We start from the raw sequence: 17,338 nt of genomic DNA, 5'->3' as shown, positions 1-17,338 counted from the left end.
TACAAAGGTTGGAACTTTCGTCCCAGCCTTTCTTTGATAATGGATATGAAGGAGTCCTATGAAAACACCATTTATTAAACGTGAAGCCTTAGAAAAGATCGTTGAAGAGTTTCCAACACCTTTCCATCTCTATGACGAAAAAGGCATCCGTGAGAAAGCACGCGCAGTAAACAAAGCCTTTTCTTGGAATAAGGGTTTTAAAGAATACTTCGCAGTAAAAGCAACTCCAACACCAGCTATCTTGAAAATTTTGCAAGAAGAAGGGTGTGGAGTGGACTGTTCTAGTTATGTAGAGCTCTTGATGAGTCACAAATTAGGATTTTCTGGTTCCGATATGATGTTCTCGTCCAACAATACCCCAGACCAAGAGTACGCCTATGCCCGTGAACTGGGGGCTACAATCAATTTGGATGCCTTTGAAGATATTGAGCATTTGGAGCGTGCAGCAGGCATCCCTGAGATTATCTCATGCCGTTACAATCCAGGTGGCGTATTTGAACTAGGAACGGATATTATGGATAATCCTGGGGAAGCTAAGTTCGGGATGACCAAGGAACAGCTCTTTGAAGCCTTTGCTATCTTGAAAGAAAAGGGAGCGAAAACTTTTGGCATTCATTCCTTCCTAGCTTCCAATACAGTGACTCACCTCTACTATCCAGAATTAGCCCGTCAACTCTTTGAGTTGGCTGTAGAAATCAAGGGGAAATTGGGTATTTCACTAGATTTTATCAATCTTTCTGGAGGAATCGGGGTCAACTATCGTCCGGACCAGGAGCCAAATGATATTGCTTTAATCGGTGAGGGTGTTCGTCAGGTTTATGAAGAAGTTCTTACGCCAGCAGGTCTTGGTCAAGTTAAGATTTTTACAGAACTAGGACGCTTTATGTTAGCGCCTCATGGAGTTCTGGTTACAAGAGTAACCCATAAAAAGAAAACATACCGAACTTATCTCGGAGTAGATGCGTCAGCTGTCAATCTGATGAGACCGGCTATGTATGGAGCCTATCACCACATCACCAATATGATGAATCCTGACGGTCAGACGGAAGTCGTTGATGTTGTTGGTTCACTCTGTGAAAATAATGACAAGTTTGCTGTTAATCGTGAATTACCTCAAACAGAAATTGGCGATCTATTCGTGATTCATGATACAGGTGCCCATGGTTTTTCTATGGGATACCAGTACAATGCCAAACTTCGTTCAGCAGAAATTCTCTATACAGAAGATGGCGGGGCGCGACTAATCCGCAGAGCAGAGAGACCAGAGGACTATTTTGCAACTCTCTATGGATTCGACTTTGATAAAGATTAGTAGAATTTATGAAAATCATGAAAGTTGAAAGTGAAAAACAGTTTGTTTTCTAAAAAATAGACAAAATCTATTGTTTTTCCTTTCAAGCGTGATATAATAAAATTATAAAACGGTTTCAAGGAAGGTGACGTGATGTCTGAAGAAACAATTGACTATGGACAAGTGACAGGAATGGTGCATTCGACAGAGAGTTTTGGGGCGGTAGATGGTCCTGGAATTCGTTTTATTGTCTTTTTGCAAGGTTGTCAGATGCGTTGCCAGTATTGCCATAACCCAGATACATGGGCTATGGAAACCAATAAATCTCGTGTAAGAACAGTAGATGACGTCTTAGAAGAAGCACTTCGTTTTCGTGGTTTCTGGGGAGATAAGGGTGGCATTACTGTCAGTGGAGGAGAAGCTCTCTTGCAGATTGATTTCCTAATTGCTCTTTTTACAAAAGCAAAAGAAAAGGGGATCCACTGTACCTTGGATACTTGTGCCCTTCCATTCCGTAACAAACCACGCTATCTAGAGAAATTCAACAAGCTCATGGCCGTGACAGATTTAGTTCTCCTTGATATCAAGGAAATCAACGAAGCACAGCACAAGATTGTAACCAGTCAGACCAACAAAAATATCTTGGCATGTGCGCAGTACTTGTCAGATATTGGGAAACCTGTTTGGATTCGTCACGTTCTCGTACCAGGATTGACAGACCGTGATGAAGATTTGATTGAACTCGGTAAGTTCGTAAAAACTCTTAAAAACGTTGATAAGTTTGAAATCTTGCCTTACCACACTATGGGAGAATTCAAATGGCGTGAACTTGGGATTCCATATTCGCTTGAAGGGGTGAAACCTCCAACAGCAGATCGTGTGAAAAATGCTAAGGAATTGATGGATACAGAAAGTTATCAAGATTACATGAAACGTGTACATGGATGAAAAGAAGCCTGATGGGGACATCGGGCTTTTCTGGTATCAAAAAAGCTTAGCCAAAATGCTAAGCCTTTTATTTTTATCTAGAATGTTGTTTTCCAGAATTGCGTTTTTTGTTTTTCTTCTTAGTAGAAGTTGAGATAACTGTTGCTGATTCAGGAGTTACATCTTTACGAGCAGCTGAAGTTTTGTTTGCTTTTGGTGGGTTCTTTGCAAATTCTTCGCGTACTTTTTTACGAAGTTTTGGACGGATAATGTAGTTGACGATGAATTGTTGAAGGATCATCATGAAACCACCAACAACCCAGTAAAGCGTAACGCTGGCTGGTGAGAAGATAGAGAACATGACAATCATGAGTGGACTCATGTAAATCATCTTCTTGAGTTGTTCTCTTTGAGTCTCGTCTTCAACACCGTGTAGAGAAAGGAGTGATTGGATGTAGTAGAGAACACCTGCGCAGGCGATAAGAATCCAACTTGGAGAACCGAGTGCAATACCTAAGAAGCTAGCTTCAGAAACACCTTCTGTATGTTGAGCAGCAAAGTAGATTGCTGAGAAGAAAGGCATTTGGATGAGGATAGGGAAGCATCCTACTCCGCCAAACATGCTGATGCCGTGCTCTTTTTGAGCAGCAAAGAGAGCTTGTTGGGCTTCCAGTTTTTCTTCCTGAGTAGTTGCTTCTTTCAGACGAGTCTGATGTGGCTCAAGAACATGCTTGAGGGCGTTCATCTTTTCAGAATGAAGTGTTGCCTTCCATGATTGGTAGATACCAAGTGGTAAAATAATCAAGCGGACGATAATGGTTACGATAATAATAGCGACCCCGAAGCCTAGCCCTTTATCAGTAGCAAAGTACTTGATAGCTTCAGCCATAGGTGCCCCTATAGTATTCCAAATAAATCCTGTTGGTTGTCCGGTTGCTTTATCAACCTGGACACAGCCTGTTAAGACTAATAGCATAGCCGCTCCCATGATAGAGAGGGCGATTCGTTTAATTGATTTCACTGTTTTAATTCCTTCTTAAAAAATTATACCTTTCTATTCTACTGTTTTTTTGGAAAATATACAATAGTTCTAGAGACCTAATTTGCTACTTTGAAATCTGAATAAGATGGAAAGTTACTCATTTGCACATCTAGGTAGGTTACTTTAGAGAATGGGGTAGGGCCTTTTCGAATCTCTTGGATGAACTTAGCCATGATGGCAGAAGACTCAGCCTGAGCTAGAATTTCAACGGTTCCGTCGTCGTTATTCCAGACACGACCCGTAATGCCACCTAGTTCTAGAGCCAGACTATAGACACCCCAGCGGAAGCCCACTCCCTGGACGCGACCTTGGGCGATCATTTTAACCTTTTGCATACCAAACCTCCTTGATTGTGTTATAATATTTCTATGACTATTATAACCTCTAAAGCTAATTCTGTGGTAAAAAATGCCAAGAAATTGCATCAAAAAAAATATCGAAAATCTTCTTATTTAATTGAAGGATGGCATTTGTTCGAAGAAGCTATTCAGGCTGGTGCAAAGATAGAGAAAATATTTGCTCTAGTAGAGTATGGAGATAAACTCGTAGATTATCCTCAGACTGTCTTTGTGACAGAGGAAATCTTATTTGATTTAGCAGATTCCCAAACACCTCAGGGCATTGTTGCCATTGTTCAAAAGGAAGAGGAGCAGTTGCCGGATTTGACCTCAAGTAAATATCTTTTCTTAGAAGATGTGCAGGATCCTGGAAATGTGGGGACCATGATTCGGACGGCAGATGCGGCAGGTTTTTCTGGAGTCATCGTTTCCAGCAAGTCGGCTGATATATACAGTCTCAAGACTCTTCGCTCCATGCAGGGTAGCCATTTCCATTTACCAATTTATCGGATGCCTGTTGAAACATTTGTAGAAGAGGCGAAAAAGAGTCATTTGCCAATTCTAGCCACTACCTTATCCCAAAATTCTAGAGATTATCGTGAGCTTGCTCGACTAGAGAATTTTGCTTTGGTTATGGGAAATGAAGGGCAGGGCATTAGTCCATTCATGACAGATCAGGCAGACCAACTGGTTCACATCAGCATGAAAGGGCAGGCGGAAAGTCTCAATGTTGCCATTGCGGCAGGCATACTCATGTTTTATTTGAGTTAAATCAATTTATTTTTGTTATAATCAGTAAAAAGATTTCATAAGGAGAAAAAAGATATGAATCAAACAATTATTCAAGAACGTTCTGGTTTGAATCAATTTTATGCAAAAGTTTATGCTTTTGTAGGGATTGGGATTGCCTTATCTGCAGTTGTTTCAGCCTTGATGTTAACAACCTTCCAAGATCTTCTTGTTCAGTTAATGCTTAACGCCCGCATATGGTTAATTGTCACAGGAATTGTAGAAGTAGCTCTAGTGATTTTTGCGAGTGGTTTAGCGGTAAAGAATAGTCCAGCAACCTTTCCAATATTCCTGCTCTATTCAGCGGTCAATGGTTTTTCACTAAGCTTCATTGTGTCGCTCTATCTTCCCGGGACAGTTTTGACAGCCTTTATCTCCAGTGCAGCCCTCTTCTTCGTGATGGCTATCGTAGGAGTAGTCATCAAAAAAGATTTGAGTGGGATCGGTCGTGCTTTGATTGCAGCCCTATTTGGTTTGATACTCGCTATGGTTGTCAATATCTTCTTAAATAGTGACCTAATGGATTACATTATTAGTATTGTTATGGTGCTTGTTTTTGCAGGTCTGATTGCTTGGGATAATCAAAAAATTCGTTATGTTTACGAAGAGTCAGATGGTCAGGTCGCTACAGGTTGGGCAATTTCTTTAGCACTTAGCCTCTACCTCGACTTTATCAACCTCTTCCTTAGCTTCCTACGAATCTTTGGACGTGACGATTAATACTTTTAGAGCTCAAATGAGCTCTTTTTTAATTTTTACTTTCATTTTTAATAACAAAAAGGTATAATCTTCTTATTATTCAAAAGGAGGAACGTATGAAGAAAAGTTTTATTCATCAGCAAGAAGAGATTTCCTTTGTAAAAAATACCTTTACCCAGTATTTGAAAGATAAGTTAGAAGTAGTAGAAGTGCAGGGTCCAATCTTGAGTAAGGTTGGGGATGGGATGCAGGATAACCTTTCAGGGATTGAACATCCAGTTTCAGTTAAGGTTTTGCAGATTCCTAATGAGACCTATGAAGTGGTGCATTCACTTGCTAAGTGGAAACGCCATACCTTGGCTCGTTTTGGTTTTGGTGAGGGAGAAGGTCTCTTTGTTCACATGAAGGCTCTTCGTCCAGATGAAGACTCACTAGATGCGACTCACTCGGTTTATGTGGACCAGTGGGACTGGGAAAAGGTCATTCCAAACGGACATCGCAATCTTGCATATCTTAAAGAGACAGTTGAAAAGATTTATAAGGCCATTCGTTTGACAGAGTTGGCAGTCGAAGCCCGCTATGATATTGAGTCAATCTTGCCGAAGCAAATTACCTTTATCCATACTGAAGAGTTGGTTGAACGCTATCCAGACTTGACACCTAAAGAACGTGAAAATGCTATCTGTAAGGAATTCGGTGCAGTCTTCTTGATTGGTATCGGTGGTGTATTGTCAGATGGAAAACCTCATGACGGACGTGCACCGGACTATGATGACTGGACAACAGAATCTGAAAATGGCTATAAGGGTCTGAACGGGGACATTCTAGTTTGGAATGAGAATCTTGGTGCAGCCTTTGAGTTGTCTTCAATGGGGATTCGTGTCGATGAAGACACTCTTCGTCGTCAGGTAGCTATTACAGGAGATGAAGACCGCTTATCTCTTGAATGGCATAAGGCTCTCTTGAATGGACTCTTCCCATTGACAATCGGTGGAGGAATTGGACAGTCTCGTATGGCCATGTTCTTACTTCGTAAGAAGCACATCGGTGAAGTTCAAACCAGTGTTTGGCCACAAGAAGTTAGAGATACTTACGAGAATATTCTTTAATCAATCGAACCGAGAGGTTCGATTTTCTTATTTCATCAGAATTTGGTATAATATACCTTATGAAAATCGTATCAGGAATCTACGGAGGACGTCCTTTAAAGACCTTGGACGGGAAAACAACGAGGCCGACATCGGACAAGGTCCGAGGGGCTATTTTCAATATGATTGGCCCTTACTTTGAAGGAGGGCGTGTGCTAGATCTCTATGCTGGTAGTGGGGGCTTATCCATTGAAGCAGTTTCAAGAGGGATGTCCAGCGCTATCCTAGTTGAGAAGGATCGCCGAGCACAGAATATTGTGGCAGAAAACATTCAGATGACCAAGGAAACCTCTAAATTTCAATTATTGAAAATGGAATCCAGTCGCGCATTGGAGCAAGTGGATGGTGTCTTTGATCTCATCTTTTTGGACCCTCCCTATGCAAAGGAACAGATCGTATCCGACATTGAAAAAATGGCTGAGAGAAATCTTTTTTCAGAAGATGTCATGGTGGTCTGCGAGACCGATAAATCAGTAGAGCTTCCAGAAGAAATCGCCTGTTTAGGCATCTGGAAGGAAAAAATATATGGGATTAGTAAGGTGACGGTTTATGTCAGATAAAATTGGGCTATTTACAGGTTCGTTTGATCCAATTACCAATGGTCATTTGGACCTTATTGAACGCGCAAGTAAGCTCTTTGATAGATTGTATGTGGGAATTTTTTATAATCCACACAAAAATGGATTTTTACCGATAGAAAGTCGGCTAGAGACGGTTGAAAAAGCGGTGGGACACCTTAAAAATGTCCAAGTCATTGCCTCTCATGATGAATTAGTCGTTGATGTTGCTAGAAAACTGGGTGTCCATGTTCTTGTTCGTGGTTTGCGTAACGCTGCGGATCTTCAGTATGAAGCCAGTTTTGATTTTTACAACCATCAATTAGCAGGAGAGATTGAGACAGTTTATCTCCATAGTCGCCCAGAGCATGTTTACATCAGCTCTTCAGCTGTGAGAGAACTATTGAAGTTTGGTCAAGATATTAGCAAGTATGTACCAAATGCTGTCTTAGAGGAGTTAAAGAATGAAGAAAAAAACTAGATGGCCCATATATTTAATCATCGGGCTCATTATCACTTTTATAGCTTTTACGGTACCACTTCCTTATTACATTGAGGTGCCAGGGACTTCAGAAGATATTCGAAAGGTTTTACAAGTAAATAACCAATCTGACCAAGAAGAAGGTTCCTACCAATTTGTAACAGTTGGAGTTAAGCACGCTAGACTGGTTGACTTGGTTTATGCTTGGCTAACACCTTTTACGGACATACATAGTGCTAAAGAGATGACTGGTGGTTCGTCAGATGCGGAATTTATGCGAATCAACCAGTTTTACATGGAAACTTCGCAAAACATGGCCAAATATCAAGGTCTGAAATCTGCTGGTAAGGAAATAGAGCTCAAATACCTAGGGGTATATGTTTTGACTGTGACGGATAACTCGACTTTCAAGGGAATTCTCAATATCGCTGACACCGTGACGGCTGTAAATGATAAGACTTTTGAGAGTTCTAAGGAGATGGTCGACTACGTCAACTCTCAAACTCTAGGTGACAAGGTTAAGGTTACTTACCAAGAGGATGGGAAAGTTAAAACGGCTGAAGGGAAAATCATTACTCTTGAAAATGGGAAAAATGGTATCGGAATTGGTTTGATTGACCGCACAGAAGTATCAAGTGATGTGCCAATCAAGTTTTCAACGGCTGGCATTGGTGGTCCGAGTGCAGGAATGATGTTTAGTTTATCCATCTATACGCAAATTGCAGATCCAACTCTTCGAAATGGCCGTATCATTGCTGGTACAGGAAGTATCGACAGAGATGGAAATGTAGGTGATATTGGTGGCATTGATAAAAAGGTGGTTGCTGCTGCTAAAAAAGGAGCTACTGTATTTTTTGCCCCAAATAATCCGGTTTCTGAAGAAGCTAAAAAGGCAAACCCAAATGCCAAAAGTAATTATGACACGGCTGTAGAAGCGGCTGAAATGATTAAAACAGACATGAAGATTGTTCCTGTAAAAACACTTCAGGATGCAATTGACTACTTGAAAAACAACCCATAAAATATAGTGCAAGTCCATAGACTAGCGTAGAAAAAGAGAAGATGGTATAATAGGCAGATGATTCAATTGTTTTTTACCCTTAGTAGTCATATGTTCTTTGTCTATCTAGTCTTTCAACTTTTGAAAGATTTGGTCAAATGGGATCAAATTTTGAAGGTAACTAAGGACAATGCGAGGAAGGTACGACTTTTAGTAGTATTGTGTAGTATCGGTTTAGGGTATCTGATTAGTTCTTTTTTCCTAAATCTCTACCAATTATGGCAAGAAGCTGTACGGACATTATTCTAAATTCGAAAGTAAAGGAAAATATTTATGGAAAAAATTGTAGTTCGAGGTGGCGATAATCGCCTTGTCGGAAGTGTTACAATTGAGGGTGCAAAAAATGCAGTCTTACCCTTACTTGCTGCAACTGTTTTAGCAAGCGAAGGAAAAACAGTTTTAAAAAATGTTCCTATCCTATCGGATGTCTTTACCATGAACCAAGTAGTTCGTGGATTAAATGCGAAAGTTAATTTTGATCAAGATGCAAACATTGTTGAAGTGGATGCGACAGATGATATCACAGAAGAAGCTCCGTATAAGTATGTCAGCAAGATGCGTGCTTCTATTGTAGTCTTGGGTCCAATCCTGGCTAGGGTTGGTCACGCTAAAGTTTCGATGCCAGGTGGTTGTACAATTGGTAGTCGTCCGATTGACCTTCACCTTAAAGGTTTGGAAGCAATGGGGGCTAAGATTACCCAAACAGCTGGCTATATCGAAGCTAAGGCAGAACGCTTGCATGGAGCCCATATCTATATGGACTTTCCTAGTGTTGGGGCAACCCAAAACTTGATGATGGCTGCAACGCTAGCTGATGGCGTAACTGTTATCGAAAATGCTGCGCGTGAACCTGAAATTGTAGACTTGGCTGTTCTCTTGAATAAAATGGGAGCTAAAGTCAAAGGTGCAGGAACAGAGAGCATTACCATCACTGGTGTTGAAAACTTGCATGGTGCAACACATAACGTTGTACAAGACCGTATTGAAGCAGGGACTTTCATGGTTGCCGCTGCAATGACAGGTGGAGATGTACTAATTCAAGATGCTATCTGGGAACACAATCGACCATTGATAGCGAAATTACAGGAAATGGGTGTTGAAGTCATTGATGAGGATGAAGGTATCCGTATCCGTTCTCAACGAGACAAACTAAAAGCAGTTCATGTTAAGACACTTCCGCATCCAGGGTTCCCTACGGACATGCAGGCGCAGTTTACTGCTCTTATGACGGTTGCTCAAGGAGAATCGACTATGATTGAGACAGTCTTTGAGAATCGTTTCCAACATCTAGAGGAAATGCGTCGTATGGGCTTGCATTCTGAGATTATCCGTGATACAGCTCGTATTGTCGGAGGTCAACCTCTCCAAGGGGCAGAAGTGTTGTCTACAGACCTTCGTGCAAGTGCAGCCTTGATATTGACAGGCTTAGTGGCTGAGGGTGAGACAGTTGTTGGGAAACTTGTCCATTTGGATAGAGGCTATTATCGTTTCCATGAAAAATTAGCTCAGTTAGGAGCTAGTATTGAACGGGTAAGTGTGGAAGCTGATGAAGATGAATAAACAAGGGTCTTATGTATTACGTAGATTCCTACTAGTTATTATTGTCCTACTTCTAGGGGTCTTAGCACTTGGAATTGGCTTGATGATTGGCTACGGTATCTTAGGCAAGAGTCAAGATCCATGGGCAATTTTAGCACCAGAAAAATGGCATGAGTTAATTGCGAAATTTACAGGGAAATAGGCTGGGGGACCAGTCTTTTTCTAAGAACAAAAACTAAGGAGAAAAGATGAATAAAAAAACAAGGCAGGCCCTAATTGGCCTCTTGCTCTTTTTGCTCTTGTCAGCAGGAAGCTACTATATTAAACAAATGCAGTCTTCTAACACTGCACCACAAACACAAGCAAAACAAAAATCACAGTCGTCTGATACTCCAAGTCAAGAATTGGCTGAGAGTGTATTGACAGACTCGGTTAAAAAACAAATAAAGGGTACTCTTGAGTGGAATGGAGCGGGTGCCTTTATCGTAAATGGAAACAAAACGAACTTAGATGCAAAGGTATCAAGTAAACCCTATGCTGATAATAAAACAAAAACTGTAGGAGGAGAGATCGTTCCTACAGTAGCTAATGCTCTTATGTCAAAAGCGACCCGTCAGTACAAAGATCGTGAAGAAACGGGTAATGGTTCGACTTCTTGGACACCAGCAGGATGGCATCAGGTCAAGAATCTAAAAGGAAGTTACAATCACGCAGTAGATAGAGGACATTTACTAGGCTATGCCTTGATTGGTGGTTTAGATGGTTTTGATGCATCTACTAGCAATCCCAAAAATATCGCTGTACAAACAGCCTGGGCCAACCAAGCACGCGCAGAAGATTCGACTGGACAAAACTACTATGAAGGCTTAGTGCGAAAAGCTCTAGATAAGAATAAACGAGTACGTTACCGCGTTACGCTACTGTATGCGACTGAAGAAGACCTAGTACCGTCTGCCTCCCAGATTGAAGCAAAATCATCTGACGGGGAATTGGAATTTAATGTAGTAATTCCTAATGTTCAAAAGGGAATTCGGTTAGATTACCGTAAAGGAGAAGTTACGGTTACAAATGACTAATAAATAGTAAATCCCTTATCGTTTTGATAAGGGATTTACTATAGAAATCGAAAATTAATGTGTAGAAGTTGAAAAATATGGTATAATAGTCTCAATTATACTTTTTAGGAGAAGGAAAATGGAAGACCCGAGCAGTCAGGATTTGTTACTGCAGTTTGTATTATTAGTTGTTTTGACCTTTTTAAATGCTTTTTTCTCTGCGACAGAGATGGCTATGGTTTCTCTTAGTCGCTCACGTGTTGAGCAAAAGGCTGAAGAGGGGGATAAACGCTATATCCGTTTGCTAAAGGTACTTGAAAACCCCAATCACTTTTTATCAACCATTCAAGTTGGTATTACGTTAATTACGATCTTGTCAGGGGCTAGGTTAGCAGATTCTCTTGGCGAATTGATTGCCTCTTGGATGGGGAATAGCGAGACTGCGTTTGCAGTAGCTTCTTTCTTATCACTTGCTTTTTTGACCTATATTTCTATCGTTTTTGGAGAACTTTATCCTAAACGCATTGCTCTAAATCTTAAGGATGCCTTGGCAATCCGAACAGTACCATTTATTATTGCTATCGGTAAGATTGTGAGTCCCTTTGTTTGGATGCTATCTGCATCAACCAATCTTTTGAGCCGTTTGACGCCGATGACATTTGACGATGCAGACGAAAAAATGACTCGTGATGAGATTGAGTACATGCTGACTAAAAGCGAAGAAACTTTGGATGCTGATGAAATCGAGATGTTGCAGGGGATTTTCTCACTAGATGAGCTTATGGCGCGTGAAGTCATGGTTCCTCGAACAGATGCCTTTATGGTAGATATCCAAGATGACACTCAGACTATTATCGAAAGTATCTTAAAACAAAACTTTTCTCGAATTCCTGTTTATGACGGCGATAAGGACAATGTCATTGGTTTGATCCATACAAAGAGTTTGCTAAAAGCAGGATTTACTGATGGTTTTGACAACATCGTGTTGAGAAAGATATTACAGGAACCCCTCTTTGTACCTGAAACTATTTTTGTGGATGATTTGTTAAAAGAATTGAGAAATTCACAAAGACAGATGGCTATTCTTCTTGATGAATACGGAGGAATGGCTGGTTTGGTAACACTTGAGGATCTCCTTGAAGAGATTGTTGGTGAGATTGATGATGAAACTGACCGTGCTGAAGTTTACGTGCATACCATTGCTGAGAACACTTATATTGTCCAAGGGACAATGAATTTGAACGATTTCAATGATTATTTTGATGTCGAGCTTGAAAGTGATGATGTAGATACCATTGCAGGTTATTATTTGACTGGTGTGGGAACTATTCCAACCTCAGAGAAGCTTAGTTACGAGGTGGAAAGTGGCAACAAGCATATCACACTAACAAATGACAAAGTGAAAAACGGACGTGTAACCAAGCTTAAGGTTCAAATCCAAGAACTTGAATCAGAAGAAGAAACTGAATAAAACAAAAGCTTTATCAGAGAAAACTGATAAAGCTTTTTTGAGCGGTCTTTTTTGTTTACCCTGAGAGCTTGGATTTTAAATCTAATCTCTAAAAAACACCCTCGCCCCAAACTCGCCCCAAAAGATTTTTAAAGTTATCCTTTTTTATCCGAAAATAAAAACAAAAAAGCCCGTAAAATCGGGCTTTCTTTTCGGATAAATTCCTATAAAATAGTATAAAAAAGGCGGTAGACGGATTTGAACCGACGATCAAGCTTTTGCAGAGCCGTGCCTTACCACTTGGCTATACCGCCTTAACTTTTATTATTATACCTTGAAAATTGTTTCTCGTCAATAGTTTTCTTTTCTGAAAACATAAGATTCAAATGTTTAAAAAAACATGCGACAAAATATTCTGAAAATTCGTTTACTTTTTAAAAAAACTGTGGTATAATCTTCAATATCCACAATTTAAAACGAGGAGTTTATAAACATGAAAAAAAATCGGATTTTTGCGGTAGCGGGTGTTGCGCTACTTGCTGCAGGCGTTCTTGCAGCTTGCGGTTCTTCAAAAACTTCTAATACTGAAGCGCCAAAAGCTTATGGTTATGTATACACTGCTGATCCAGAAACATTGGACTATCTAGTCTCTGGTAAACAAAGTACAAAAGTTGCCACTTCAAACGGTATCGATGGACTCTTTACGAATGATAAGTATGGTAACCTTACTCCTGCAGTCGCTGAAGATTGGTCAGTATCTCAAGATGGTTTGACATACACGTATAAAATTCGTAAAGGTGTAAAATGGTTCACATCTGATGGTGAAGAATATGCAGAAGTAACTGCAAATGACTTTGTTACAGGTTTGAAACACGCAGCCGACAATAAATCAGCCGCTCTTTACCTAGTACAAAATTCTGTTAAAGGATTGGCTGACTACTTGTCAGGAAACAACACAGACTTCTCTGCAGTAGGTGTTAAAGCAGTTGATGATTACACTCTTCAATATACATTGAACCAACCAGAACCATACTGGAACTCTAAACTGTCTTACGGAATTTTTTGGCCTTTGAACGCAGAGTTTGAAAAATCAAAAGGAAAAGACTTTGGTAAGGCAACAGACCCAACATCATTGCTTTACAATGGTCCTTTCTTGCTTAAAGGATTGACAGCGAAGTCTTCTATCGAGTTTGCGAAGAATGAACAGTATTGGGATAAAGACAATGTTCACATCGATACTGTAACGCTTGCTTATTATGATGGTTCGGACCAAGAATCAATCGAGCGTAACTTTACAAGTGGTGCATACAGCTATGCCCGTCTCTACCCTACTAGCTCAAACTATTCTAAGGTAGCAGAAACATATAAAGATAATATCTACTATACTCCACAAGGAGCCGGTATTGCTGGTTTGGGTGTCAATATTGACCGCCAAAGCTATAAATATACATCAAAAACAACTGACGAAGAAAAAACATCTACTAAGAAAGCCCTTCTTAACAAAGACTTCCGTCAAGCTTTGAACTTTGCATTTGATCGCACTGCATATTCGGCTCAGGTTAATGGTAAAGATGGAGCAGCACTTGCTGTTCGTAACCTTTTTGTAAAACCAGACTTCGTTTCAGCAGGTGATAAAACATTTGGCGACTTAGTTACTGAGAAGGTCGTTTCTTATGGTGATGAATGGAAAGATGTAAACCTTGCGGATGGTCAAGATGGACTTTTCAATGCGGACAAGGCGAAAGCAGAATTAGCTAAAGCTAAAAAAGACCTCGAAGCAGAAGGTGTAAAATTCCCGATCCACTTGGATATTCCAGTAGACCAAACATCTAAAAACTATATCGCTCGTATCCAATCATTTAAACAATCTGTTGAGAACGCTTTGGGTACAGATAATGTAGTCATCGATATCCAACAAATCACTACAGATGAATTACAAAACGTCACATATTACGCAGCTAGTGCAGCAGCAGAAGATTGGGACCTTTCAGGTGCCGTTGGATGGAACCCAGACTATGATGATCCATCGACTTACCTTGATATCTTGAAATCAACTAATAGTGAAACAACTAAGTCCTACATGGGCTATGATAATCCATCAAACCCAGCGGTCACTCAAGTTGGCTTGAAAGACTATGACAAATTAGTTGATGATGCAGCTAGTGAAACAAGTGACCTTAACAAACGTTATGAGAAATATGCAGCAGCTCAAGCTTGGTTGACAGATAGCTCACTCTTCCTTCCAGCTATGTCATCTACAGGAGCAGCACCTGTTATTTCTCGTGTAGTACCATTCTCAGCATCTTACACTCAATCTGGTGATAAAGGTTCAGATGTATACTTCAAATATCTTCAATTGCAAGCGAACACTGTAACTGCTAAAGAGTACAAAGAAGCTCGTGAAAAATGGCTCAAAGAAAAAGCTGAATCAAACGAAAAAGCTCAAAAAGAATTAGTGAGCCACGTGAAATAAATAATGCTCATCAGAACTTTCTCTCCAAAAGGAGAAGGTTCTTTTGGGATTTTAAAGGAAAAAATATGAAAAAATATGTTTTTATGCGTATCTTGCGGTCGTTAGTTTCTATCTTTTTAGTAACGACCTTGATTTACACAATCATCTATACGATGGTTCCACGGAAGTTGATCTTCAAACAAGATACTAACTACAATAAAATTGCAACAACAGCTGATAAACGGGATAACTATGAAAATACCGTTTTTGAGCGTATGGGTTATATCGAATATTACGATACGAAAGAGTTGCAGGAAAAAGCTAGTAGCATTGACCCTTCTGTAACCGTTGATGCAAACGATACAAATAAAGCTATCTACGAAAAATATATCCAACAACTTGGTAACGGTTGGACTTTGGGTGAGTTTACAGAGAGCGGTCAATTCTATGCTACTCGTGAAATCCCTATTTTCGAGCGTGTGTTCAAATTCTATGCAAACTTGCTTGATATTGACCATACAAACAAGATTCAAGACCCAGAAAATCCTAACTTAGAGCGTTATTTGCGTTTTGAAAACGATCCAGCTATCGGATGGTCTTTAGTAGGTTCAGGGACTAAACATAAATACCTCTTGTACTTCAACAGTCAGTTTCCATTTGTTCATCAGAACTTTGTGAACTTGAACCTAGGAGATTCTTACCCAACTTATGCCAATACTCCTGTACTTCAAGTTATCACACAAGGACAAGGACAAACGAAGACTTCTGAAGTTCAATTCCCAACAGGTAAGAAAACTTCATCAGTCAATATCTACACAAGAACTTATAAATCACCAAGTCAGGCGGATGCACGTGAGGTAGCTAACTACGGTAAGGATGATCCATACACAGCTACTGAAAGTAACTATCAGTATCCATCAATGATTGCAAGTTCTGCTATCACAGGTTTGATTGGTCTTGCTATTTCATACGCGATTGCAATTCCACTTGGTTCTGCAATGGCTCGTTACAAAAATACATGGATTGATAGTTTCTCTACAGGAGCTTTGACCTTCTTACTTGCTCTTCCAACGATTGCCCTTGTATACATCATTCGTTTGATTGGTTCTTCAATTGGATTCCCAGATTCATTCCCTATCTTGGGTGCTGGAGACTGGCGTTCATATGTTTTACCTGCAGTTATCCTTGGTTTGCTTGGAGCACCTGGTCTAGCTATCTGGATTCGTCGTTACATGATTGACTTGCAATCACAAGACTTCGTTCGTTTTGCTCGAGCTAAAGGTCTTTCTGAAAAAGAAATTTCTAATAAACATATCTTTAAAAATGCCATGGTGCCACTCGTTTCTGGTATTCCAGGTTCTATTATTGGTGTTATTGGTGGAGCGACTCTTACTGAAACAGTCTTCGCCTTCCCAGGTATGGGTAAAATGTTGATTGACTCTGTAAAAGCGTCAAATAACAACATGGTTGTTGGTCTGGTCTTCATCTTTACAAGTGTCTCAATTTTCTCTTACTTAATCGGAGATATTTGGATGACTATTATTGACCCTCGTATTAAGTTGACAGAGAAAGGAGGCAAATAATGTCTACAATTAGTAATGATAAATTTCAATTTGTAAAACGAGATGATTTTGCCTCTGAAGCAATTGACGCTCCTGCCTACTCATACTGGGGATCTGTTTTTAGACAGTTTTTGAAGAAAAAATCAACAATCATCATGCTTGGTATTTTGATTTCCATCGTATTGATGAGTTTCATCTACCCAATGTTTTCAGATTTTGACTTTAACGACGTAAGTAAAGTAAATGATTTTAGTGCTCGTTACATTAAGCCAAATGGTGAACATTGGTTTGGTACAGATAGTAATGGTAAGTCTCTTTTTGACGGTGTCTGGTTTGGAGCACGTAACTCTATCTTGATTTCAGTAATTGCAACCTTTATCAACGTTGTTATCGGTGTTATTGTCGGAGGTATCTGGGGTATTTCAAAATCAGTTGACCGTATCATGATGGAAGTTTATAACGTTATCAATAACATCCCATCGCTTTTAATCGTTATTGTTTTGACTTACTCTATCGGTGCAGGTTTCTGGAACTTGATCTTTGCCATGAGTGTAACCACTTGGATTGGTATTGCTTATATGATTCGTATCCAAATCATGCGTTACCGTGATTTGGAGTACAACCTTGCTTCACGTACACTCGGAACACCAACTTACAAAATCGTCATTAAAAACATCATGCCTCAATTGGTATCTGTTATTGTTACGACTATGTCACAAATGCTTCCTGCATTTATCTCATATGAAGCCTTCCTATCATTCTTTGGACTTGGCTTACCAATCACAGTACCAAGTTTGGGACGTTTGATTTCAGATTATTCTCAGAACGTAACAACAAATGCTTACCTCTTCTGGATTCCATTGACAACTTTGGTCTTGGTATCCTTGTCACTTTTCGTAGTTGGTCAAAACCTAGCGGATGCTAGTGATCCACGTACACATAGATAGG

At 40.0% G+C, this 17,338-nt stretch carries 18 protein-coding genes and 1 tRNA gene; 16 read left to right on the top strand and 3 right to left on the bottom strand.

What is annotated here, in order from left to right; all coding sequences use genetic code 11:
- Positions 1-58 precede the first annotated feature (58 nt).
- Both I1J71_RS03400 and pflA read left to right on the top strand, forming a co-directional pair.
- Positions 59-1,312, top strand: coding sequence for a diaminopimelate decarboxylase (locus I1J71_RS03400; protein WP_195183722.1), 1,254 nt, complete (start codon positions 59-61; stop codon positions 1,310-1,312).
- Positions 1,313-1,444: 132 nt separating this feature from the next.
- Positions 1,445-2,239 carry a pyruvate formate-lyase-activating protein gene (gene pflA / locus I1J71_RS03395; RefSeq protein ID WP_178895488.1) on the top strand — a complete coding sequence of 265 codons (795 nt, stop codon included), beginning with the start codon at positions 1,445-1,447 and terminating at the stop codon, positions 2,237-2,239.
- A 73-nt stretch (positions 2,240-2,312) separates the two neighbouring features.
- On the opposite strand, the gene yidC is transcribed toward pflA, so the two are convergent.
- Together yidC and I1J71_RS03385 are read right to left on the bottom strand one after the other, a co-directional pair.
- Positions 2,313-3,239 (bottom strand): membrane protein insertase YidC, encoded by a 927-nt coding sequence (gene yidC / locus I1J71_RS03390; protein ID WP_195183721.1) that lies wholly within the window; start codon positions 3,237-3,239, stop codon positions 2,313-2,315.
- Between the two features lie 77 nt (positions 3,240-3,316).
- Entirely contained in the window at positions 3,317-3,595 is a 279-nt protein-coding gene (locus I1J71_RS03385) for an acylphosphatase (protein ID WP_001174500.1), read from the bottom strand.
- 33 nt (positions 3,596-3,628) lie between these two features.
- Here I1J71_RS03385 and I1J71_RS03380 point away from each other — a divergent pair, with 33 nt between their 5' ends.
- The 11 genes from I1J71_RS03380 (at position 3,629) to I1J71_RS03330 (ending at position 12,397) form a co-directional block, all read left to right on the top strand.
- Positions 3,629-4,369, top strand: coding sequence for a TrmH family RNA methyltransferase (locus I1J71_RS03380; RefSeq protein WP_195183720.1), 741 nt, complete (start codon positions 3,629-3,631; stop codon positions 4,367-4,369).
- A 54-nt stretch (positions 4,370-4,423) separates the two neighbouring features.
- A complete protein-coding gene (locus I1J71_RS03375; RefSeq protein WP_195183719.1) occupies positions 4,424-5,107 on the top strand; it encodes a Bax inhibitor-1/YccA family protein in 684 nt (227 codons plus the stop codon).
- Between the two features lie 95 nt (positions 5,108-5,202).
- On the top strand, positions 5,203-6,195 hold the full coding sequence (asnA, locus tag I1J71_RS03370; protein WP_004251655.1) for an aspartate--ammonia ligase: 993 nt from the start codon (positions 5,203-5,205) through the stop codon (positions 6,193-6,195).
- Between the two features lie 59 nt (positions 6,196-6,254).
- Complete coding sequence (gene rsmD, locus I1J71_RS03365) at positions 6,255-6,794, top strand: 16S rRNA (guanine(966)-N(2))-methyltransferase RsmD (protein ID WP_195183718.1); 540 nt, start codon at positions 6,255-6,257, stop codon at positions 6,792-6,794.
- Positions 6,784-7,272 (top strand): pantetheine-phosphate adenylyltransferase, encoded by a 489-nt coding sequence (coaD, locus tag I1J71_RS03360; protein WP_004251661.1) that lies wholly within the window; start codon positions 6,784-6,786, stop codon positions 7,270-7,272. The genes rsmD and coaD overlap by 11 nt, the downstream gene beginning before the upstream one ends.
- Positions 7,256-8,293: a SepM family pheromone-processing serine protease gene (locus tag I1J71_RS03355; protein WP_049494509.1), complete on the top strand. Its 1,038-nt coding sequence runs from the start codon at positions 7,256-7,258 to the stop codon at positions 8,291-8,293. The genes coaD and I1J71_RS03355 overlap by 17 nt, the downstream gene beginning before the upstream one ends.
- A gap of 57 nt (positions 8,294-8,350) precedes the next feature.
- Complete coding sequence (locus I1J71_RS03350) at positions 8,351-8,581, top strand: DUF1146 family protein (RefSeq protein WP_033587493.1); 231 nt, start codon at positions 8,351-8,353, stop codon at positions 8,579-8,581.
- Positions 8,582-8,605: 24 nt separating this feature from the next.
- Complete coding sequence (murA, locus tag I1J71_RS03345; RefSeq protein WP_195183717.1) at positions 8,606-9,892, top strand: UDP-N-acetylglucosamine 1-carboxyvinyltransferase; 1,287 nt, start codon at positions 8,606-8,608, stop codon at positions 9,890-9,892.
- Positions 9,885-10,073, top strand: coding sequence for a DNA-directed RNA polymerase subunit beta (locus I1J71_RS03340; protein WP_195183716.1), 189 nt, complete (start codon positions 9,885-9,887; stop codon positions 10,071-10,073). The genes murA and I1J71_RS03340 overlap by 8 nt, the downstream gene beginning before the upstream one ends.
- Positions 10,074-10,119: 46 nt before the next feature.
- Positions 10,120-10,947 (top strand): DNA/RNA non-specific endonuclease, encoded by an 828-nt coding sequence (locus I1J71_RS03335; RefSeq protein WP_195183715.1) that lies wholly within the window; start codon positions 10,120-10,122, stop codon positions 10,945-10,947.
- 118 nt (positions 10,948-11,065) lie between these two features.
- Complete coding sequence (locus I1J71_RS03330; protein WP_195183714.1) at positions 11,066-12,397, top strand: hemolysin family protein; 1,332 nt, start codon at positions 11,066-11,068, stop codon at positions 12,395-12,397.
- 222 nt (positions 12,398-12,619) lie between these two features.
- Here the strand turns inward: I1J71_RS03330 and I1J71_RS03325 are convergent.
- A tRNA-Cys gene (locus I1J71_RS03325) sits at positions 12,620-12,690 on the bottom strand.
- Positions 12,691-12,869: 179 nt separating this feature from the next.
- Between I1J71_RS03325 and I1J71_RS03320 the strand changes: the two genes are divergently transcribed.
- The 3 genes from I1J71_RS03320 to oppC all read left to right on the top strand — a co-directional run bounded on the left by I1J71_RS03320 (position 12,870) and on the right by oppC (position 17,337).
- A complete protein-coding gene (locus I1J71_RS03320; protein WP_195183713.1) occupies positions 12,870-14,849 on the top strand; it encodes a peptide ABC transporter substrate-binding protein in 1,980 nt (659 codons plus the stop codon).
- 65 nt (positions 14,850-14,914) lie between these two features.
- Positions 14,915-16,411, top strand: a complete 1,497-nt coding sequence (locus I1J71_RS03315; protein WP_195183712.1) for an ABC transporter permease — start codon at positions 14,915-14,917, stop codon at positions 16,409-16,411.
- Complete coding sequence (oppC, locus tag I1J71_RS03310) at positions 16,411-17,337, top strand: oligopeptide ABC transporter permease OppC (RefSeq protein ID WP_195183711.1); 927 nt, start codon at positions 16,411-16,413, stop codon at positions 17,335-17,337. Before I1J71_RS03315 ends, oppC begins: the two co-directional genes overlap by 1 nt.
- The last annotated feature ends 1 nt before the right edge of the window (position 17,338 follow it).

It is taken from the genome of Streptococcus infantis (assembly GCF_015546995.1).
Taxonomy (GTDB): Bacteria; Bacillota; Bacilli; order Lactobacillales; family Streptococcaceae; genus Streptococcus; species Streptococcus infantis_J.
Note: the sequence above shows the minus strand (reverse complement) of the source record. Positions and strands in the feature narration are given on the sequence as shown.